This is a genomic window from Nocardia citri (assembly GCF_054065835.1).
The window spans coordinates 146,393-167,715 of sequence record NZ_JBSUQM010000012.1; the positions used below are offsets into that span (position 1 = coordinate 146,393).

Here is a 21,323-nt window from a genome sequence, read left to right on the forward strand (position 1 = left end):
ACCACCGGTCGGTGGATTTCGATCCCTCGATCACACATCGGTACTGGGGATCCAGCGACTGAGCTTCTCGAAGGCGGGGCAAATGTGGAACATTCTTTCTATGGCTTAAGTGGTCAGGGTCCCCATAGCGCGGTCGATAAGTGTGGCGAGGGGAATAGTGCCATTACAAGCCGTCCAGGCGTCTGTCGCTGCATCCTTGCATGCGAGGGCCGAGGCGACGAGCGCGCGAGCGCGGGGATCCTCAACGGCCGTTGGGTCGATGCCAAGTCGGTGGGAGACCTCCGGCACGAGAAAGTCGTGCCAAGTCTGTTGCTTCTCCCACTGTCGGGCTTTCAAGGATGGGGTCTCGCAGAGCATACGTACATAAGCCAATGCCTTCTCGGGTTCGTCGGCATTGAACTCGGTCAGAACGTCGAAGGCGCGGCGCAGCGACTCCCAGAGGCGCTCGTCGGCGGGGCGCTCGGCAAAGCGCCTCGCGATATCTCGGCCGAGATCTTCGAGATCGCCGAGGACGACATCTTCCTTCGTCCCGAAATACCGAAAGAAGGTGGCACGCGACAAGCCCGCCTCGGAGGCGATCTGATCGACGGTTGTCTGATCGAAGCCCTGCGCGGCGAACAGGCGGAAAGCCACCGAACTCACCTCGGCCTGCATTGCCTGTCGTGTCCGAGCGCGGAGTGTTGAGGGCGCCGCGTGGCGGGTGGGAGCTGTCGATGTGTCATTCATTACAAGAAGTCTACACTTGCAGGCTCATATTGAGACTAAGTCTCATAATGATCTAGAGTTGCGTTTGAATACTTCGTATCAACTACTGGAGCATCCCTTGAGCAAGATCTGGTTCGTCACCGGTTCGTCCCGTGGCTTCGGCCGCCACTTCGTCGATGCGGCCCTGTCCCGCGGTGACAAGGTTGCGGCTACCGCCCGTAACACCGAAACCTTGTCCGATCTGGTCGCCGCGTACGGCGACGCGATCCTGCCGCTCACGTTGGACGTGACCGACAAAGCGGCAGTCACTGCGGCTGTCCGGCAGGCTCATGATCACTTCGGGCGCTTGGACGTAGTCGTCAATAACGCCGGATATGGCCTTTTCGGCGCTGTCGAGGAAATCGGCGAGAAGGAGATCCGCGATCAACTCGAAACGAACTTCTTCGGCGCACTGTGGGTGACCCAGGCGGTCCTGCCGTACTTGCGTGACCAGGGTGAGGGCCACATCGTGCAGATTTCCACCGTCGGCGGGGTAGCCTCATTTCCCACGTTGGGTGGCTACAACGCCTCGAAGTGGGCGCTGGAGGGTCTGAGCGATGCCCTCGCTCAGGAGGTCGCCCCATTCGGGATCAAAGTCACCATCGTCGAGCCCGCCGGCTTTGCCACGGACTGGGCGGGATCGTCCGCAGTCCAGGCCGAACCGCTCTCGGCGTATGACGGTGCACGCGAGGCCGTCGCTGCGGCGTTCGCCGGCGGAACGATCGGCGACCCCACTGCCGCGGGCCCTGCACTGCTGAAAATCGTAGACGCAGAGAACCCTCCGCTGCGGGTCTTCTTCGGCACCGTCCCCCTCCAGATTGTCCCGCAGATCTACAGTGAACGACTCAAGACGTGGGACGAGTGGGCCGAAGTGTCGGTCGAGGCCGAAGGCGCCCCCGCCTGAACCTGTAGATCGCTAGGTAGACGAGCTAGCGACAAGGCTGATGCAGAGAGGTGTTGAACGCACCTTCCTATCGGTGGGCCGAGCCGGTTCTAGGGATCGTCGCAACACCCCTTGATCTGAGGGGATGCGATGGAATTCGAGATCCGGGCGGTCCGGGCGCCGCAAGGACGGAAGTAGCTGGTTCGTGAGCGGCAGCATACTTCGAGCTCACGCGTCAGGGTTACAGCAGTCGGGAAGCATGTCGGATCGTCGGGATCAACCCTCGAACCGGCAAGTACTGGCGTAATGCCTTCATTCGCCGGGTCCGAGTAAGAAGCCGAAACCTCCTGTCCGTCAGGAGGTTTCGGCTTCAGCTCATTCGGGGCGGTAGCTGACCGAAACGAGCGCATCCATATCGCCGACCGGTTGCTCGAACGCGCCGGTATTTCGGTCTGCTGTGAGCACGCTGAGGAAGGGTGGCCCGGCGCGGCCGATGCGGCGGTGTCCGATTGATCGTTCAGTCGGTGTGGGGCAGGTCGATGATCGCGATGGTTCCGGTCGGGAGGTTCTGGTCGATCGAACCGCCATGTCTTCCCGATCGCGGCACCGCTGGGATCGTGTGGGCCGGTCTGGGTGATTCAGCCGACCGGGAGTTTCACTACCGGATCGGGACCCAGGTCGGTGACGTATACGTTGCCCGCCGGGTCGACCGCCACATCCTGGGGATTCTTCAGGCCGGTGAACGGCAGCGGGGTCGGCGTCGACGCGCCCGCCGCCAACCGCACCACCCATTTGTTACCCCAGTCGACGACGTACACGTCTCCCGCCATGTCGACTGCCACGCCCTGGGGATCTTTGAGCCCGGTAAACGGCAGCGTGGTCGGTGCCGACGCGCCCGCCGCCAACCGCACCACCCGCTCGGTACCCAATTCGGTCACGTATACGTTGCCCGCTGGGTCGACCGCCACACCGTGGGGATCTTGGAGCCCGGTAAACGGCAGGGTCGTCGGCGCCGACGCGCCCGCCGCCAACTTCACCACCCGATCATTACCCTGGTCGGCGACATATATGGCTCCGGCGGTGTCGACGGCCACGCCCTGGGGATTCTTCAGGCCGGTGAACGGCAGCGGGGTCGGCATCGACGCGCCCGCGGCCAACCTCATCACCCGATTGTTGCTCGTGTCGGTGACGTATATGGTGCCCGCCGTGTCGACAGCCACACCTTGGGGATTCTTCAGGCCGGTGAACGGCAGCGGGGTCGGGTCCGACGCGCCCGCCGCCAACTTCACCACCCGATCGTTACCCATGTCGGTGACGTATACGGTGCCCGCCGTGTCGACCCCCACACCGGTGGGCAGGCTGACGCCGGTGAACGGCAGCGGAGTCTGTGGCGAGTAGGCCGGGGCGATAGATGTGGGGGAGTTGCCACCGCCGCCTGATTCCCGTTGGACGCCGATGATCACCGCGACGGCGGCCACCACCGCAACTGTGACCGCGGCAGCGAGCAGTCCAGCGGTCTTGGACGACAATCTGATTCGCCGCCCACGGCGGGCCGATACGCCCTCGCTGGTGCTGACCGCGGAATCGCCCACTGCGGCGCGGGCCGCCGCGGCCAGTTCGCGCACGGTCTGGTATCGATCGTCGGGGTTTTTGGCCATTCCCTTGGCGATGACGGCATCGAAGGCAGTCGGTACATCGGGTGTCGTGGTGCTGGGTCGCGGCGGCGGGGTGCGCAGGTGATGGGCGATCACACCCTCTATACCCGATGTGCTCGCAAACGGTGGCCGACCGGTCAGGCACTCATCCAGCACGCACGCCAACGCATATACGTCCATTCGGGCATCGGTCTTGACCTCCGCGCTAATCGCCTCCGGCGCCATATAGGCGAAGGTGCCGAGGGTCTCGCCGGTCTTGGTCAGCGTACGGTCGTCGGCGGCGTGGGCGATCCCGAAGTCGATCAAGTAGGCGAAATCATCGGCGCACAGCAGGATGTTGGACGGTTTGACGTCGCGGTGCGCCAGTCCGGCGTCGTGAGCCGCCTGCAGCGCGCCGGCCACCTGAGCGATGATCGCCACTGCCCGCTGCGGCGACAAGGCCCCTTCTCGCATGAGCACCGTGCGCAGGTCGGTGCCCTCGATCAGGCGCATATTCAGATAGAGCCGACCGTCGATGTCGCCGAAGTCGTGGATGGGGATCACATGCGGCTCGGTCAACTGTGCCACCGTCCGGCACTCCCGGCGGAACCGCTCGCGCAGCTCTTCGTCATCGGCGAAGCGCTCAGGCAACACTTTTAGCGCAACCACCCGGTCGGTCAGCGAATCATGTGCCCGCCATACTTGGCCCATGCCGCCCTGACCAAGCAGCGACAACAGCCGGTAGCGACCGAACGCCACCGCTGGCCCCGACGCCCGGACGGTGTCCCCGCCACCCATTGGTGTGTCATCCATTGTGCCGTCCCGTGACCACTTGTCTGGCTAACGGCCGTACTCAACCCGCACCCGCGAGCAGATAGCCCCCACACTAGTTGATTCAGCCAGGCCAGATGCTCAATAGTCGGGCGCTATCGTCGGTGCATCCGAGGTCGCTCGACAGCTGTGCAGTACCCGGCAGCAGATGGCTACACCCTGGGTCGACAGCGAACCGCCACAGCTCGAACCGACTGGTCTCGCGCCCTACGATCCGCAGTTGCCGCGGATGCTCGACGAGCAAGTTTATCTTCGCTGCGCGCTGTCGACCGCGGAGCAGCCATTCGCTGTCCTCGTCGCTCCACCATGCCGAGTCAGTTATCCAGGTCGACAGAGGCTGCCCAAAAGACACCGACGTTGGTGTGGTATCAGCAACCCACGGAACATATCGTTGAGCAGGAAGACCTGCTCACCTTCATCGACCACCTCCTCCACCGCCAACGGCAGCAAACCCGAAAACGCCGCGGTGGCAGGCACATTCAAATGGGACGCGCGATAATCCGCAGCGCACCCGCGGGCCGCCTGTCGGGTGTCTCATTCGGCAGTGCCCGGCTTGATCGCGGTGATGTAGCGGATCCACGGGTGCAGATCTCCCGAGGCGACTTGCTCGAATCCCGCTGCGGCTACGGCTGGTTCGAGCAGGTGGATGGGGTTGTGTTCCATGGCCGGGCCGGTCAGTATGCCGACGACGTGTCGGGCCACGTGGTTCGCCGGTGGCCGGAATTCACCGATCAGCAGTCGTCCGCCGGGACGCAGTACGCGCCGCATCTCCGCGAGGGCGGTGGGGCGCAGATCCTCGGGGAGGTGGTGCAGCATCAGGCAATTGGCCACCACGTCGAACGAATTACCATGGGCGGTCAGCGATTCGGCGACCCCGACGGTGTAGGTGCAGTTCGGTTCCTTGGTGGTCTTGCGGGCACGGTCGAGAACCGCGGCGGACGGGTCGATGCCGAGAACTGTCCCGGAGCCTATGGCAGCGGCCAAGCGACGGCTCAAATGGCCAGTGCCGCAGCCGATATCGAGGACCCGATCACCGGGTTCGGCGCCGCTCAGCTCGGCGAGGCGGCGGTAGACGCGGTCGCGGCGGCCGCCGAAGAACACCGCGCCGAACACGTCGTAACCGCCGCCGTGATCGATGGTGAGCCCCGTGGTGCCTTGGTCGGGATTGTGATGCAGCAGATGTCCGAGACCCACTGATTCACTCCTTAACTTAAGTTAGTTCGTGGTCGAGGTTGACCAGTGGCTTGCACGACGGAGCTCAGGGCACCTCGTCGTCGCGGTTCCGCTGTTGCGAGGCGGTGCCGGCATCCTTCGGGCGCTGATGCGCAGTGCCGCAGGACTCGGCGTCCGTGGCGACATGCGCATCGGCGACCGCAAGGTCAGCATGCTCGCACGATCCTATGGCGCGGCGGATCCGATCGCGCCCACGGCGGCGCTGGCTGTATCAGTTTGGTGAACTTCCATCGAAGGGTTCCACCTATTAGAATATCACTCTAGTATGACGTTACGGTCAGGAAATACCCTGGCGGGATCGGAGACATGGTATGCGTGCAGCGGTGTATCACGGGGCGCGGGACGTTCGGATCGAGAAGGTCGAGGATCCCCGGATCGAGCACGCCAGTGATGTCATCGTCAAGACGATCACCACATCGATGTGCGGTTCCGATCTGTACACCTACGGGGGCGAGGCGGATCCGCTGGTGGCCCTCGGCCGTACGACGCTCGGTCACGAGATTTGCGCGGAAGTCGTCGAGGTCGGAGACGGAGTCCGGCGCTTCGCTGTCGGCGACCGGGTGACCTTTCCCTATTCGGTCAGTTGTGGTACTTGCTTTTTGTGTCGCGTTGGTCAGACAGCTCATTGCGAGACATCAAAGGGGGCGATATTCAGGGCTGGTGTCGCATTCGGCGATCTCGGCGGCAGTCAGGCGGAATTCGTTCGCGTCCCGCTGGCCGACGACAGTCTCGAGCATGTCCCGGACCACATCGACGACGTCAGCGCACTGTTCCTGTCCTGTAATCTGCCGGCTGCGATCATCGCGGTCGATGCGGCGAGTATCGAGGCGACGGACGCTGTCGCGGTGATCGGATGTGGCCCGACCGGGCTGTTGGCACTCGCCCTGGCACGGCAGCGGACCCGCAGGCCGATTCTGGCGTTCGATACCGTGCCGAGCCGGCTTGCCGCGGCAGCGGATCGTGGTGCGCAGGCGGTCGACGCCAGTGGCTCCGACGCACTGCCCGCGGTAGCCGAGGCGACCGCGGGCCGAGGCGTCGACAAGGTAATCGAGTTCGCCGGCCGTGGCCCCGCATTCAATTTCGCTCTGTCGATCGCTCGCCCCGGAGCCATCATCAGTGGTGGCGGGGTCTACCTGGAGGTGGAGCACCCGGTGTCGCTGTTTGACATGTACCGCAAGAACCTACAGATTCGGTTGAATGGCTCCGCGAATGCCAAGGCAGCCCAATGGAAAGCCATGCAGTTGATCAGTAGCGGCGTCATCAACCCGACCTCGGTGATCTCACACGAAGTGACACTGGATGAATTGCCCAGCGCAGCCGCGGCGTTCGCCGACCGCGAGAACGGTTTCTTGAAGATGGTAATCCGCCCCTGACAGGTAATGGTCCAATACAGATATAAGGGTAACGATATGTTGGTTGACCGGCTGAAGCTTCGGCAAATCGTTTTCGCGGTGACTATTGCCAATTATGGTAGTATTGTTCGCGCAGCGGAAGCCTTGCACGTCACGCAGCCGGTTGTCACGCGTGGGCTGCGCGATCTCGAATGTGTGCTCGGTGTCGAGCTGTTCCATCGCGGACCGCGCGGGATGTCTCCGACAGTTTTTGGAGAAATATTTCTCGAGCACGGGCGATCCATCTTGTCTCACGTGCGGCAGGCTGATCAGCATTTGCACGAACTGGCTGACGCAACTGCGGGACGGGTGACCGTTGGGACGCATTTGGCCGGCTCGAATATTCTTCTTCCGAAGGCAATTCATGCACTGAAGGAGAAACATCCGGGTATCACTGTCATCGTGCGGGAGATGACACCCGATCTGATGCGCTCGGCGCTCCTCTCGGGGGAGGTCGACATCACGATTGGTCGCATCACGACTGGATTGGCCCCGACCGGTCTGCGACAACTCGGGCTGTATCCCGAGCCTATCCGCGCCGTCGCTCGCAAAGGGCATCCCCTGGTCGCAGGCGGAAACCCGACCTTCGACGACCTTTTCGATTACCCGTGGATCATCCCACTTGATCAGACGATGCTGCGCCGAGAGCTCGAGATGCTGTTCGCTTCGCGAGGATTCAAACTTCCGGAGAATCGCATCGAGTGCACGTCGATTCTCACTCTGCACAATCTCCTCGTCTCGTCCGATGCTGTCGCTGCTCTGCCCTTCCTCATCGCCGAGAGCGATTCAGCCTTGGAGATCCTGCCCATCCAGCTACCGAACATCACCAGCACGGTTGGTCTCACCGTTTCCGAGAATCGCCATCCGAGTCGGGGCGTTCGGCTTTTGATGGAACTGCTGCTCTCGACTGCCGAGGAGCTTCGAGGCAGGCTGAATTCGTATTCCAAAATGATGGTATTTTCGACCTAGTCATCGGGTCGAGCGGATATCGCGCGCCGTTGTTCGGCATCACGCTACGGCAATTTAGGCTGTTATTTTCTGCGTCGGAATCGAAACGCGGAATTCTTATTCCACAGAAGAGGGAAGCACAGATGGAACATGGTCGCCTGTACTGGCCGAAACCGGAGGAACTCGACGAATCGCGCCGGGCCTTCTACGAAAGGATCCTCCGCGTGCCGACGGGTCCCGGCCCCGCCACTTTCCGAGTGACGGATGCGGATGGCCGCCTGGAGGGTCCATTCAATGCCATGCTCTTGAATCCTGTAGTGGGTCACGGAATTCAAGAACTCGGGGACGCTGTCCGCAACGGCACGAATCTCACTGCCCGACAACGGGAGATCGCCGTTTTGACGGTCGCGGCGCTGCACCGATCCGAGTACGAATGGTATGCGCACGAGCGCGTCGGGCTGGCTATCGGGCTTACTCAGGACGAGATCGACGCCATCCGCATAGACCAGAGCGTGCCGACATTCTCGGATGACGAGGCAATGGTGTACACGATCACAGCGCGTTTGGTGAAAGAGCAGGACATCGAAGGCGAGCTCTTTGGAAGCGCTGTGGAAATACTCGGGATCGAAACGCTGTCCGACGTGGTTGTACTGACCGGTTACCGAGAAATGCTCAGCCTTGTGCTGCGCGTTTGGCGTGCCCCGTTGCCCGAAGGGATCAGCCCGGCGTTCGCCGGCGACCACGAGTGATCGGCGAACTCTCCCCGGTCCGCTGGCCGGAGACCCGACGGCGGACCCGGGACCTCTACCCGAAGCGTGGGCTTGTGGTGGCATCGGGGAGGGTTACCTGCGGTGACCCGGGTTGAGATCATGTCTCACGTGGATTCAGCCTCGGGCAACTTGTACAACTCGTAACTCCGCGTCTCGGGAAGTGCGAGGGCGCACAGCATGCTGACGACAGCCAGGCCCGCCAGCAAAATACTGAAAACGAACCCGCCGAAAGCGGCGGTAATCGCAACGGCGAGGATCGGCACAATACCGCCGCCGATAATCGTGGCAAAATTGTAACTCAAGCCCGCGGCGGTGTAGCGGTAGCGCGTGTCGAACAGTTCCGACATATAGGCGCTCATCGGGCCCAATCCATATCCATTGATGAACATCGTCACGGCGATCCCGACGCCGAACAAGAACAATGACCCACTGTCCAAGATCGGAAATAACACCGGCGCCCATACGATTCCGAGAGCGGTCGCCACAAGCACCACCCGGCGCCGACCGAATCGATCCGAGATCGCGCCGCCGACGAGAATTCCTAGCACGCTGCACAAGCCACCCAGGGTGCTCATCGACAGAACGACTGTCCGCCCGAGGCCCAAGGTAGACGTTCCGTAATTTGTGAAATATGTCGCACCGGTGTATCCGAAGGCCGCGACGATGATCATCGTTCCACTAGCGAAAAGAATCCGCAGTGGTTGCCGTTTCAATGCCTCGACGAACGGAACCCGGGTCGATGGACTTCGAGCCATCTCCAATTCGAATACTGGCGTCTCAGTCATTCTCAACCGGATCCATAGACCGACACCGATGAGCGCAAAGCTGGCAAGGAACGGTAGGCGCCAACCCCACCCTACGAATGCGTCATCGCTCATTCCGATGCCGGCGACCAGAAAAGTCGCGGGGGCGAGGGCAAGCGCGAGTCCGCCGCCCAGCGAGGCAAACATCGCCCAGAATCCACGCTTTGCCGCGGGGGCGTTCTCCGCGGCGAACAGTGCGGCACCTGCCCACTCTCCTCCTGCCGCCAGCCCCTGCACAATGCGCAGGACCACCAGCAACACCGGTGCCGCTACGCCGATTTCGTTCGCGGTCGGGATCAGGCCGACCAGCACGGTCGACAGGCCCATCATGAGCAGCGAGGCGATCAGCGTTTTCTTGCGACCGAGCCGATCACCGAAGTGCCCGAACACGATTGCACCGATCGGCCGGGCAACGAACGCGACGCCGAGCGTGGCGAACGAGGCGACTGTGGCGGCTGCAGTTCCCAGCGCGGGGAAGAAAACCTTGCCGAATACGAGCGCCGCCGCGAACCCGTAGATGAAGAAGTCATACCACTCGATCATGCTGCCCACACTGCTCGCCGCCGCGACGCGCCACATCGACTCGGGCATCGTCGGTGTGTCTGCGGCCGTCGGTATGGGGCCATCCGTGAAGCCGGACTGTCGCGCCGGCCCGCGCCCTGATGGATCTGCGTCGCCGAGAGCGGGACGGTTCGACGTCATACGATTTTCTCCTGTCGTTTTCGGGCGCGGTTTACACGATTCCGTAGCGACTGGGTGCAATCAACCGATTCGGATCGATCGTCGATTTGATTGCACTACAGATATCTTTGAATACTTCTCGACGCTGCATTTCGTCACCGTGCAGGTGAATGGGCATGCGCGACACCGGCCAGCCTTCCGCCGCATAGGCGTCGGCGAGCGCACTGACGCAAGCTACGGCACGGCTCCGTTCCTCCGGGTTCGCGGAGTCGAACAAGACCATGTGCAGCGCACGCGCGAGGCGGCCCGCGCAAATGTACTCGACGACGAAATCGAAGCCGTGCTCGTTGAGAATCCGGCGCGACAACGCCTGATGCTCCGCGGCGACGCTGCCGATCAGCGGTGTCCCGGGCGTCATCGAGGCGAGTCCGCCGCCACGCCAGTTGCGGATCTCGAGCTCGGAGGCAGTGGGCCTGCCCGTATACGTGTCGAGGTGGATGCGCAGTTTCGGATCATTCGAGATGGTCTCATGATCCAGATAGGTGGCCTTTCCACCGGCCAGGAAGTGTTCGCGCACGCGGGTCAACTGCGCCTCGGCGGCGTCTTCATCGGCCGCGTAAACCGCACCCGTCACAGTCCAAGCGCCCCAGTTGTGTCGCCGACGCAGTTCGGCGCGCGCCGCGTTGTCGAGTGACGACGCCCCTCCGGCGAGGTCCTCGGGGAATCGCATCTCGGTGCCGAGCGAGTACAGGTCGCTGGTGACCTTGATCGCGGTAGGAACGGCATTGCTGAGCTTCAACGGACGAACCAGCTCGATGATCTCGGCCAGATCCTCGTCTTCGGGATAGCTGAACCCGAAGGCGCGAACCACGGGAGGCCGCTGGAGAAGCCAGATGCCCATTTTTGTGACAATGCCGAGGTTCGACTGGACGAATAGTCCGTCGAGTACCGGCCCGAGGCCGTACTTCGAGAGGTGCCACGACTTGGCACCGGAAACGGACCCGTCGCCGGTGCGCAGGATGCGGCCATCGGGAAGGACGACCTCGAAGCCGCAACTGCTACCGAAGTGATCTCCGGCCGGGGTGTAGCCTGCACCCTTGTCGAGGGTATTGCCGAGGGGACCGCCCAACGGTGGACCACTCGTCGTGTCGAGCATGAGCCGATCGCCGCGCTGGACCAGTTCGTCGTGCAGTTGCTGATAGGTCACGCCAGGCTCGACGACGACGTAGTTGAGCACGTCGTCGACGTGGAGTATCCGATTCATCCGCTGCCCGAGGTCGACTATGACCTGACCATGCCGCGCCGCCGCGGCCGACCCCATGCCAATGTTCTGACCGGTGCTTATAGGGCAGAGCTCGATCTTGTGGCGAGCGGCCAGGCGGACCAGGGTCTGGACATCGCCGGTGGATCCGGGGAAGGTGACCAGGACCGGCGGAATGTCGGGGCCCGGAAGTCCGTGAGCGCCGTACCTGGCCAACGTCTCTTCGTCGCGAGTCGTGGCGTCCCGGCCGAGCTCACGCCGTACGTCTGCTTCGAACCGCTCCAGGCTGGTGTCGATTACAATGCTCATCAGGTTCGATTGCCCTTCTCCGCAGTCTGGCCGCCCGATCGAGGTGGCGGCCGGTTACTTTGTGGGTATATCCGTCCCACGTGTGCCGGTCGGCTTGAATTGGCTAGTCGCGCTCGCCCGGTCAGGTACCGAGCGGTCCGGAGCCGTCAGATCCATCCCACTCGTCGACGTACAACTTGTGCCGACCGGGGATCACCTTGGACAGCTCCTCGCGGCTGAACGCGACGCCACCGACGACGGTGTGCCGGACCTTCGCCAAGTCCTTCAGGTTCTGCTCCGGCGATCCATCGATCAGGACGATGTCGGCACGCTTGCCTGTCTCGAGGCTGCCGATTTCCTTCTGACGCCCGACAATGGCCGCACCGCCGCGGGTAGCCGCCTCGAGTGCGTCGAGCGGCGACGCACCACCAAAGGTATGGAGCAGGTGAGCTTCGAGGACCATCGTGCCGAGCGTGTCAGTGCCCAACCCGATCCGTACGCCCGCCTCGACGGCGTTGGAAATCGTCTCGCGGTGTACTTCCCACAGGGCGGCGTATCGCGGCTGCCAAGCTCGGCCCCAGTAGGTGCGGCTGTTCTCGTAGTAGCCGGACAGCGTCGGGACCATCGAGATGTTGCGCTCGACCATGGCTTTTGCTTGATCAGGCTGCAGGTAGATTCCATGTTCGATGGTGTCTACACCGGCTTCGATGCACCACTCGATTGTGCGGGTTCCGATGGCATGTGCGGCGATCGGGAGGCCGCACTCATGTGCCGTCTCCACCGCGATATCGATCGCTTCTCGGCTGTACCAGTTGGTGCTCAGCTCTTTGCCGGGCGGATTGGGGAGGTCCTCGTTGCTGGCGATGATCTTGATCAGGTCGGCGCCTTCATGCGCCTGTCTGCGGATCGCGACCACTAGATCCTGGATTCCGTTCACCCGTTCTGCGACGAAATCAGCATGCCCGTAGGGCATTCCGAGCGCGGCACCGGACACGGTCGCGGTCGGCCCGACGATCATTCCCGAGTCGATGGCGTCGCGGACATGCAGTCGGGAGTGATCGTCGTGACCGAGGTCCCGCACACTCGTTACGCCCTCGCGCAGCATATTGAACGCGGTTCGCGTCGACCTCAGAGCATCCAGTGCCGGTGGACCGAGGATCTCGGGTCCAACTGTGCCGCCGCAACGTCGATAGTGAAAATGCATGTGGGCGTTGACGAGACCGGGGAGGGCCACCAAGCCGTTAGCGTCGATAACGGTGACACCGGGCCGCGCACGATAGTCCTCCGAGGGACCGATTCCGACGATCGTGTCGCCCGAAATTCGGATGAAGCCGTTGCGGATAACGGTGTTCGTATCATCGAGAGTGACGATACGTGCACCCGTGATTACCAGCTCTCGGTCGGGGGTGCTCTCGTGCGGAGTCAGCATGACTAGAGAATCTCGTAGTTTTCGAAATAGCACCAATGCCGATCTGCGCCTACCTATGCCAAATCGTCGTCGTCGCGGGGTTGAGTACCTCTGACTCGCCGCTGAACTGGGACGATGGCCGACCTCGCTCGCCGGTATGCCCATAAAGGCATATGCCTGGGACGAATCCTATTGGACGGATGGAAAAGCGTGGGTCTAGCATCGGCACCAAAGGTCCCGGTTATTCGGAGTTCTCCCAGGAATGCTCGCCGTGTCCTCCGTATTAGCCCTGACCACCTGGGCGCCGATATGTGCCCGCGAGGCCCACAAGTCTCGTAGAGGAGTGGACACCGAAGGAGTTTGTAAATGTCCATGCACCTGACCCTCGACCGCGAGCGTTGCACCAGTTGCGGCTACTGCCTCATCGCCGCACCTGAGGTTTTCGACCTGGACGACGACGCCAAAGCCGTGCTGCTGCAGACAGACCCACCCGAGGACTTGCGCTTCGCGGTTGAACAAGCCATCAATGACTGCCCGGCTGATGTTATCGCCATGTGCAGCTGAGAATTACTGCCGGCAGCTAACCGGGCTTGTCGACTGTTCGACCACGCCGGAGAGCATCGGGGCAACGCTGCGTGCTGTTCGAATCGCAGGTTCCCGAATTTACGCATCAGGCATGCGAAGTAAATCGCAAATCCCGCAAGACCCAGGAGCGTGATATGAGTAGCAACATCGACGTGGATTTCGACCACCACGCGGCGGATATGGGTGAGCACAACATTTGGGAAACCTATGCGGAGCTGCGTTCTCGCTGCCCGGTAGCGCATTCGAAATCGCATGGCGGATTCTGGATCCTTACGCGATACAACGACGTTATTGCAGCGGCGCGCGACCATAAAACATTTTCCTCCGCAAACGGGGTTAGAGTTCCTGAGGTAGGTCACTCGATTCCGATCGATTTCGATCCTCCCATACACACCGCCTATCGCTCGCTCTTCACCGCGGCCTTCACTCCGGAGAAAATCACGGGACTGGGGCCGCTGGTCCGCAAGACGATCAAGCAACTTCTCGGTGACCTTGCCGCAGCGAAGTCGGCCGACTTCGTAGAGACTGTCGCCGCGCCACTGCCGCTGCGGGTACTCTCCGAACTCATCGGTTACTCTGAAACCACTGTTTCCCAGTTCCGTGAACTGACCCAGGCATCCTTCGACGAGGCCGCTAAACGGCCTCTTCACGAAGCCCGAAATCCACTCCGCGACCTTATGGCCGAGGAAATCGCAGAACGCCGATCCAACCCGAAGCCCGACTACATCACAACACTTCTGAGCGCAGAAATCGACGGTCGACCGATAACCGATGACGAACTCATCAGTACTCTGACCACATTTGCTATCGCCGGCCACGAGACGACCGTCAATGCGCTCTGCAATGTCGCTTATCTCCTCGGCTCGTCGCCTGATCTCCAAGAGCAGATTCGAAATGATCCCGCCATCATTCCGCGTTTTGTCGAAGAGTCGCTGCGGCAGCACAGCCCTGCCCATTTATTCGCCCGGACAACCACGCGTGCAGTCCAAGTTCGCGACGTCATCATCCCGGCTGGTGAGCCGGTGTTGCTTGCCTACGGATCCGCCAACCGAGACGAAGAAAAATACCCAGGGGGCGCCGAGGCCGACGTCTCCCGAGGTGCGCGCGGACACCTCGCCTTCGGCGCCGGCATACATCAGTGCGTCGGTGCACCCATTGCCCGCACCGAACTGCGCATACTTCTCGAAGAATTGCGTGAGCTGCCGCGAATAAGGCTAGGCGGTGAGCCGGAGTACACCGGTCTCGAAGGCGGGGCAAATTTGGGCTTCCGCCGGTTGCCTGTGCGACTGGGTGACTGACACTCACCTCAACCTCCTACCCGCGGAATATGGAGTGCCGAATTAGCCGGATCGCTCGGAAGCCCCCGAGACAGCATCTCGTCGCAACCGTCGCTGCAATACGAACTCGAAGTCTACTGAGAGAAAGCGTGATCTAGATGTCCCTTGTGCACCAGGTTCAGTTGGCCGGTCTGTTCCGGAAGAATCTCGAACAGTGTGCGGTCAAGCCCGGAGAGACCGTGGCTCTGCTGACCAACCTTGATACTCCCCGTGATTATGTCGCTGCGGCGTCGCATGCGTTGAAGGAACTCGGGGCTTTCGCCTTCGAGCTCGGATTCAGCTCATTGCCCGACCCCAGCCGCGTGGCCGCCGACGGCATCACGGGCGCGGAAGGGATCATGTCGGCGCTCAGGCAGAGTCAGTTGGTGGTCACGTTCCACCCGCCGAACTTCGCCAGTTGGTCGCGTCAGCTGCGTGACGCCGGCGTGCGGATTCAGACCATCATGGATGGTCCGGTGGAGTTGGAAAAGCTGCTTTCCCCGCCGGGATTGAAGCCGGCTGTGCTGCAGGCCGCGGAGCTGTGGTCAGGTGCTCGTGAGATCACGTTGCTCAACCAGGCGGGCACGGAGCTGACCTGGACGCGTGGTGAGCTCAGGGTGAAGTCGCAGTACGGCTTCGCCGAAGAGCCGGGCCGGATGGATTTGTGGGGTGCGGGTCACATCACGAACTGCCCGGATGAGGGCAGCGCCAACGGGACAGTGGTGATCCAGCCCGGTGACATGTGGATTCTGCCCTTCGCGCGGATCGTGGAATCGGAGATCCGCTTGGAGGTCCGCGACGGTTTCATTCGCAAGGTCGAAGGCAGCGCCGATGCGCGCGAGTTCAGGCACTGGCTCGACCGCAACAAGGTCTCCGAGGACGACATGGACCCCTACGCCATCTCGCATCTCGGTTTCGGCCTGCACCCGAACGCGCACCGCGACTACATCTTCCACGTCAATGCGCAGCTGAACCGGCTCACCGCGGCCGCGCGTGTCTACGCGGGCAACTTCCTGTTCTCCACCGGCCCCAATACCGAACACGGCGGCACGCGGTCGACCAAGGGACACATCGACATTCCCATGTCGGACTGCACCGTGCTGCTCGACGGCAAAGCCATACTCGAGGAGGGCAAGTTCACCGACGAGCGGTTGGTCGTCGAGCCGACGATCTGACCCGGTCGAGGCAGGCACAGCTGCCGTGGCCGGCCGACGAATGCCTGAGCCGGCCACAACGAACCTCGAGAAGACTACAAGTGCAAGCGCCCGAGTGGACCGTGTCGGGGCCACAGCCATCGGTCGCGAGCTCGTGACCGTCCACGGTGGCCAGGCGGCCACGACAGAGAAGAGATGCGACATGTGCAGCGAGAACCTGCAGGAATTCATCGACCGAACAACCGATCTGGTAAGCCACCTGTACAACGACGTCAAGCCCATGCACTCCTCGCGAGCGGTGCGGGCCGACCCGGTACCGCTGGTGTTTTCGAACTGGCGCGATGAGCAGACGGCGGCCGCGGAGACAGCAGTTCTCCTGCATCAGTCACACAACATGCCATCGCTGTTCGTCAAAGGCTCGGGTGCATTCGCCCTACTGAACTCGATCGCGATCAACAGTTTCAAGAACTACTCGGTTGATCGGGCCAAGCAGTTCATCGCCTGCACGCCCAGCGGCCACCTCATCGGCGACAGCATCCTCTACCGACACGGCGAGGAGAGTTTTGAGCTCGTGAGCGGTGCGCCGGTGCACAATTGGGTGGAATATCAGGCGAAACAGGGTGGCTACGACGTCGAACTCTTCCGCGATGAATCCACCAACAACAACCCGCGCGGTACCCGCGTCAGGTACCGGTTCGAGTTGGCCGGGCCAAATGCCGAGGCGATCTTCGATCGTGCAGTCCACGGAAAGACCCCGGAAATCCCGTTCTTCCGCCACCAGCTCGTGCGCATAGGCAAACACGACGTCATGGCACTGCGGCACGGCATGACAGGTTCTTTCGCGGTTGAACTTTCCGGGCCTTTCGCCGAAGAAGAGTCGGTTCGCTCGCTCGTTCTGGAAGCCGGCAAAGACTTCGGTTTGAAACAGATGGGGATGACGGCCTACTACAGTAACCTGACCAGCGGCTGGATGCCGTATCCCGTACCTGGGATACTCACCGACCCGGAGCTGAAGGATTACCGCCGGACATTGCCTGCTAATACCTACGAGACGAACTTCGAGCTGGGTGGTAGCTTCGTCGGATCGAATATCGAGGATTACTATGCGACGCCGTACGATTTCGGCTACGGGAACGTGATCAAGTTCGATCACGACTTTCACGGAAGAGAAGTACTCGCTGGCCTCCCCGAGGGGGCCAAGCGGACCAAGGTGACGCTGGTATGGGATCGGGAGGACATCGCACGGGTTTTGCGGTCTCAGTTCGGATCGGAACCGCGATACAAGGCCTTCGCGTTCCCCATCGTGAACTACGCCTGGAGCCAGCACGACGAAATTCGCTCCCCCCGGGGAGACCTGATCGGCCTGTCGCGCCACGCGGCCTACCAGAATCCGCTGGGTGACATCCTCTCGCTCGCGGTAATAAACCATGGACACGCGGAGATCGGCTCCGAAGTCGTCATCACCTGGGGCGAGCCCAATGGAGGTTCCCGTAAGCCCCAGGTCGAGCGGCATGAGCAGACTGCCATCCGGGCAAGGATCGCACCCGCGCCGTACGACAGAGACGCGCAGCGGATTTCGTCGACCCATCACCCCAGGGCCAGCCGGTCGGTGAGCTGAACGGCGTTGTGTCGGTGGGGGAGCGATGTATGCGGAGGATGAATCACCTCCGGATGTCCATTTCTCGGCGGGAGCAGGGTTGGCCGGGCAGATAGCTGCGTCGCGATTGGTTACGCCGCGTCGTAGAAGGTCGGGGTGCACGATGTCGGGGGAGAACTCTGTTGTGCGCCATCACGGTCCGCTCATCATCACCTGTCGCGAACGGATGACAGTTCTGCTCGGTGATAAAGCCATGGGTGGCGAAGCGAGAATGGAACAACGCTGGGGTGTCGGGGAATTGTGCTCGTACGGAGGTGAACTCGTCGATCATGAGGGCGGCGTCGAGGTCGCGGGCTCGCGAGCACGGCGGACGCCGGTCGGGCCTAATCCGAAAATGACGGTGATCGGGCAGGCGCGGGTAGCTGTCGGTGGAGCCGACTTGGTTGTACCTGGGTAAGTCGTCGAGCTTGCCCCGGCCTCATTCCAGACCCCGGTCGTGTGCTTGGCCGCTACGCTGCCATCAGTTCCCGCACCCGCTCGCGCAGCCACGCGTGGGCGGGGTCGGCGTCGTGGCGCGGATGCCAGGCCATGGCGAACGACAGCGACGGCAAATCCACCGGCAGGTCGAATACTACGAGCCCGACCCGCTCGGCGACGTGGCTCACTCGGGCCGGGATCTGGCCGACGAGATCGCTGCCGAGCAGCAGGAACAGCGCGGCCGGGGAGGTACCGGTGATCGCCGCCACATTGCGGCGCAATCCCTGCTGCTCGAGCGCCGCATCGATGGGGCCGTAGCCGCGGCCGCGGCGTGACACGACCAGGTGCCGCGCCTGCGCGTATCGGCGTACGGTGATGTGCCGGGGCCGCAGCAGCGGATGACCGGGCCGGACCAGGCCGACCATCCGGTCTTTGTAGAGCGGCTCGCGGTGGATCTCCGGCGCGCGGCTGTCGATCAAGCCCACTTCGAGGTCGGCCTCCCCTTCGCGCAGCATGGGGAGGTCGACGTGACTTTCCGGCAGGAATCGCAGGCGCACGCCTGGCGCGTCCGCAGCCGCGCATGCCAGCAGTGCCGGACCGTAGGCGGCGATCACCAGATCGGGCGCGAGCATCGTCATGGTGCGCGCCACGCTGCGGATGTCGACGTTCGTTGACGAGAACAGCGCCCGTGCCCGCTCTACTACGTCACGCACCTCGGCCTCGATGGCCAGCGCATGTGGGGTGGGCACCATGTTCCGGCCGGCACGCACCAGGATCGGATCGCCCAGTGCGCGCCGGATCCGTCCGAGCGCTCGGCTCACAGCGGGTTCGGACAGATGCAAGCGGTCGGCGGCACCGGTCACGCTGCGTTCGGTCAGCAGGGCGTCAAGGGCTTCCAGCAGGTTCAAATCCAGGCCACGCGGGCCAGTCGATTGCGTTTCACGCATGTATTTCTTTCCGATATTGCATTTGAGTAATTTCGTAGTTCACCCTAGCGTCGAATCCGCTGTGACCGTGGCAGTTCCACGTCGAATCCGCAGCCCAGCAAATACCCGGATGGCCCCACCGACTGCCGCGACACATCCGAGTTGGATTCGCCCGCAAAGGATTTCATCAATGACTCCGACCGTGACGCCCGCTGCGACGCACTCGGACGCGGACCACGCCGTCTCGCGTCTCCTACTGTTCACCCTGTGCGCGTGTGTGATGGCCGCCCAGAGCATGGTGGCCGCAATCAATCTCGCCATTCCGAAACTCGCCGTCTCAGCGCTGCAGCCCACCGCGGAGCAGCTGCTATGGACCGTGGACGCCTACGTCATCGTGTTCGCCGGGCTGCTCATTCCGGCCGGAGCGCTCGGTGACCGGTACGGCCGTAGGGGCGCGCTACTGTGCGGACTCGGTCTGTTCTCAATCGGCGCTATCACCAGCGCGCTCGCCCCGCACGCCGCGGTGCTGATCGTGGGACGCGCGCTCTCGGGAGCTGGCGCTGCACTGATCATGCCCGCCACCATGTCGATCCTGGTGCAGTTGTCGGGCACGCCGCAGGCGCGCGCGAAAGCCCTGGCTGCGTGGACGCTGTCGGTGGGTCTCGGTGGCGCACTGGGCAATATCGGCAGCGGCCTGCTGCAGCAGTACCTGCCGTGGCAGGCACTGTTCTGGGCGATCGCACCGATCACCGCGGCGCTGACCGTGCTGGTGTGGCGGGTGACTCCGCGCACACCCCGCCGCGCGGCGAGCCCGGACCCGATCGGTACGGTGCTGCTCACCGCCGGGTCGACCGCGATCCTGTACGGCATCATCGAGGGCCCGGGCCATGGCTGGACCTCACCAACGGTTCTTGCCGGCTTCGCGACCGGCACGTTACTGCTCGCGGCAATGGTGATCCATTCCCTGCGCGTGCCGCATCCGCTGGTCGATCCGGGCCTGTTCCGCTCCCACACATTGCGCATCGCCCTGTTGGGCACGGCAGCAAGCTTTTTCGGATTATTCGCGTTGTTCTTCGTGAACGCCCAATACCTGCAGAACGTCAAGGGCTTCTCGGCGGCGGCCGCCGGGCTCGCGGTACTTCCAGTAACTGTCGGCATGATCCTCGTGCCGCGTCTGGCGGTGCGTATCGACGCCCGCTTCGGTCCGCGTCTGCCCGCAACCGGTGGGCTCGCGTTGCTCGGAATCGGCTTGCTGGCGTCGGCCAGCGCGTCGGCCGCCACACCGTATCCGGTGTACGCACTGTATCTGCTCGTCCTGTCGGCTGGCTTCGGACTGTGCGCCCCGGTGCTGACCAGCGGCGTCGTGGCGGGGCTGCCCCGTGAGCAGTCGGGCCTCGGTGCCGGGTTGAACACCGCCGCACGGGAATTCGGTGCCGCGCTCGGCGTCGCGGTCATCGGCGTCGCGTTGGGCGCCCACGCCGGCCGCGGGTTGGATGCTGTCGCGTTCACCGACGGCATGGGCCAGGGGCTCGGCCTCATCGGCGCGGTCGTGCTGCTGGCCGCCGCTGTCGTCGCCATCGGCTTGCACCCCTCGAGAACACGCGGAAGCGCGGGCCACTACCGGCTTTGTGCAGCAGGTACTCAACCCCCAGCCGCTCCAACACCGTAAGCACCTCACTCAGGGCAGCCAGGCACCCGAGCCACAGAGAACGCAGCTGTGTCTCCCGCGCAGTGTGGTGTGGGCCGAAACCGAACGATGCCGACCCACACCGACCCTTGCGTCAGGCCGAGGGCAGCCCACCGAGGGCCGCGATGAACCGCTCGCTGATCTCCACCTGTCGCGCCGGATCGAACGTATCGCGCATCAGCACGCCCATCACCTGCATGCCCATCAACGAGGTCAGCAGGGCGTCGGTCTCGAGTGCGGTATCGACGTCGGCATCGATCTCGCCGGCGGTCCGGGCGTCGTCGAGGAAGCCGGCGATGCGGGTGCGCCACGCGTCCATCACGTCGGTGTTGAGTTGCGCCATCGGCGGGTCGTACATGGCGCGCTGCCACATGGTGGTGGCGAGTCGCGCTTCGAGGAGTGTCTCGGCGGTCAGGGGCATGATCTCGCGGCAGAAGATCCGCAGGCCCGCGAGGCCGCGGGCGTCGCCGATCAGGTGGGCCACTCGCTCGTTCGTGGCCTGAGAGATGTGTGCGAACGCGAACCGCAGCAGGTCGTCCTTGCCCGCGAAGTAGGTGGCCAGGGCGCCGTTGGCGTAGCCCGCTTCCTCGGCGATCGTCCGCATGCTGACCGCGGACAGCCCACGAGTCGCGATCAACCGCCATACGACGGCGGCGATCTCACGGCGGCGCTCGTCGTGATCGACGATCTTGGGCACAGCGGGCTA

At 63.0% G+C, this 21,323-nt stretch carries 17 protein-coding genes; 9 read left to right on the forward strand and 8 right to left on the reverse strand.

Going from position 1 to position 21,323, the window contains the following annotated elements:
* Window positions 1-105 precede the first annotated feature (105 nt).
* On the reverse strand, window positions 106-654 hold the full coding sequence (locus ACW2Q0_RS18655; RefSeq protein WP_457191783.1) for a TetR family transcriptional regulator: 549 nt from the start codon (window positions 652-654) through the stop codon (window positions 106-108).
* 178 nt (window positions 655-832) lie between these two features.
* Between ACW2Q0_RS18655 and ACW2Q0_RS18660 the strand changes: the two genes are divergently transcribed.
* Window positions 833-1,648: an SDR family oxidoreductase gene (locus tag ACW2Q0_RS18660; protein ID WP_457191839.1), complete on the forward strand. Its 816-nt coding sequence runs from the start codon at window positions 833-835 to the stop codon at window positions 1,646-1,648.
* 617 nt (window positions 1,649-2,265) lie between these two features.
* Here the strand turns inward: ACW2Q0_RS18660 and ACW2Q0_RS18665 are convergent.
* Both ACW2Q0_RS18665 and ACW2Q0_RS18670 read right to left on the reverse strand, forming a co-directional pair.
* A complete protein-coding gene (locus tag ACW2Q0_RS18665; protein ID WP_457191785.1) occupies window positions 2,266-4,074 on the reverse strand; it encodes a serine/threonine-protein kinase PknD in 1,809 nt (602 codons plus the stop codon).
* 552 nt (window positions 4,075-4,626) lie between these two features.
* Window positions 4,627-5,286, reverse strand: a complete 660-nt coding sequence (locus ACW2Q0_RS18670) for a class I SAM-dependent methyltransferase (protein WP_457191787.1) — start codon at window positions 5,284-5,286, stop codon at window positions 4,627-4,629.
* Between the two features lie 350 nt (window positions 5,287-5,636).
* Here ACW2Q0_RS18670 and ACW2Q0_RS18675 point away from each other — a divergent pair, with 350 nt between their 5' ends.
* The 3 genes from ACW2Q0_RS18675 to ACW2Q0_RS18685 all read left to right on the forward strand — a co-directional run bounded on the left by ACW2Q0_RS18675 (window position 5,637) and on the right by ACW2Q0_RS18685 (window position 8,413).
* Window positions 5,637-6,698: an alcohol dehydrogenase catalytic domain-containing protein gene (locus tag ACW2Q0_RS18675; RefSeq protein ID WP_457191789.1), complete on the forward strand. Its 1,062-nt coding sequence runs from the start codon at window positions 5,637-5,639 to the stop codon at window positions 6,696-6,698.
* A gap of 36 nt (window positions 6,699-6,734) precedes the next feature.
* Complete coding sequence (locus ACW2Q0_RS18680; RefSeq protein ID WP_457191791.1) at window positions 6,735-7,685, forward strand: LysR substrate-binding domain-containing protein; 951 nt, start codon at window positions 6,735-6,737, stop codon at window positions 7,683-7,685.
* A 122-nt stretch (window positions 7,686-7,807) separates the two neighbouring features.
* A complete protein-coding gene (locus ACW2Q0_RS18685; RefSeq protein ID WP_457191793.1) occupies window positions 7,808-8,413 on the forward strand; it encodes a carboxymuconolactone decarboxylase family protein in 606 nt (201 codons plus the stop codon).
* A 125-nt stretch (window positions 8,414-8,538) separates the two neighbouring features.
* On the opposite strand, the gene ACW2Q0_RS18690 is transcribed toward ACW2Q0_RS18685, so the two are convergent.
* The 3 genes from ACW2Q0_RS18690 to ACW2Q0_RS18700 form a co-directional block, all read right to left on the reverse strand.
* Entirely contained in the window at window positions 8,539-9,939 is a 1,401-nt protein-coding gene (locus tag ACW2Q0_RS18690) for an MFS transporter (protein WP_457191795.1), read from the reverse strand.
* Between the two features lie 31 nt (window positions 9,940-9,970).
* The gene (locus ACW2Q0_RS18695; protein ID WP_457191797.1) at window positions 9,971-11,488 is read right to left on the reverse strand and encodes an FAD-binding oxidoreductase; all 1,518 of its coding nucleotides are present in this window, start codon (window positions 11,486-11,488) and stop codon (window positions 9,971-9,973) included.
* A 121-nt stretch (window positions 11,489-11,609) separates the two neighbouring features.
* Entirely contained in the window at window positions 11,610-12,896 is a 1,287-nt protein-coding gene (locus ACW2Q0_RS18700; protein WP_457191799.1) for an amidohydrolase family protein, read from the reverse strand.
* 345 nt (window positions 12,897-13,241) lie between these two features.
* Between ACW2Q0_RS18700 and ACW2Q0_RS18705 the strand changes: the two genes are divergently transcribed.
* From ACW2Q0_RS18705 to ACW2Q0_RS18720, 4 genes are all read left to right on the forward strand, one after another.
* Window positions 13,242-13,439, forward strand: coding sequence for a ferredoxin (locus tag ACW2Q0_RS18705; RefSeq protein ID WP_457191801.1), 198 nt, complete (start codon window positions 13,242-13,244; stop codon window positions 13,437-13,439).
* Window positions 13,440-13,510: 71 nt separating this feature from the next.
* Window positions 13,511-14,758, forward strand: a complete 1,248-nt coding sequence (locus ACW2Q0_RS18710; protein WP_457191803.1) for a cytochrome P450 — start codon at window positions 13,511-13,513, stop codon at window positions 14,756-14,758.
* 137 nt (window positions 14,759-14,895) lie between these two features.
* Window positions 14,896-15,951, forward strand: a complete 1,056-nt coding sequence (locus ACW2Q0_RS18715) for a hypothetical protein (protein WP_457191805.1) — start codon at window positions 14,896-14,898, stop codon at window positions 15,949-15,951.
* A gap of 181 nt (window positions 15,952-16,132) precedes the next feature.
* Entirely contained in the window at window positions 16,133-17,548 is a 1,416-nt protein-coding gene (locus ACW2Q0_RS18720; RefSeq protein WP_457191807.1) for a hypothetical protein, read from the forward strand.
* 488 nt (window positions 17,549-18,036) lie between these two features.
* On the opposite strand, the gene ACW2Q0_RS18725 is transcribed toward ACW2Q0_RS18720, so the two are convergent.
* Entirely contained in the window at window positions 18,037-18,951 is a 915-nt protein-coding gene (locus ACW2Q0_RS18725; protein WP_457191809.1) for a LysR family transcriptional regulator, read from the reverse strand.
* 169 nt (window positions 18,952-19,120) lie between these two features.
* Here ACW2Q0_RS18725 and ACW2Q0_RS18730 point away from each other — a divergent pair, with 169 nt between their 5' ends.
* Window positions 19,121-20,599, forward strand: coding sequence for an MFS transporter (locus tag ACW2Q0_RS18730; protein WP_457191811.1), 1,479 nt, complete (start codon window positions 19,121-19,123; stop codon window positions 20,597-20,599).
* Between the two features lie 112 nt (window positions 20,600-20,711).
* Here ACW2Q0_RS18730 and ACW2Q0_RS18735 read toward each other — a convergent pair whose 3' ends face one another.
* Window positions 20,712-21,314: a TetR/AcrR family transcriptional regulator gene (locus tag ACW2Q0_RS18735; RefSeq protein ID WP_457191813.1), complete on the reverse strand. Its 603-nt coding sequence runs from the start codon at window positions 21,312-21,314 to the stop codon at window positions 20,712-20,714.
* Between the last annotated feature and the right edge of the window lie 9 nt (window positions 21,315-21,323).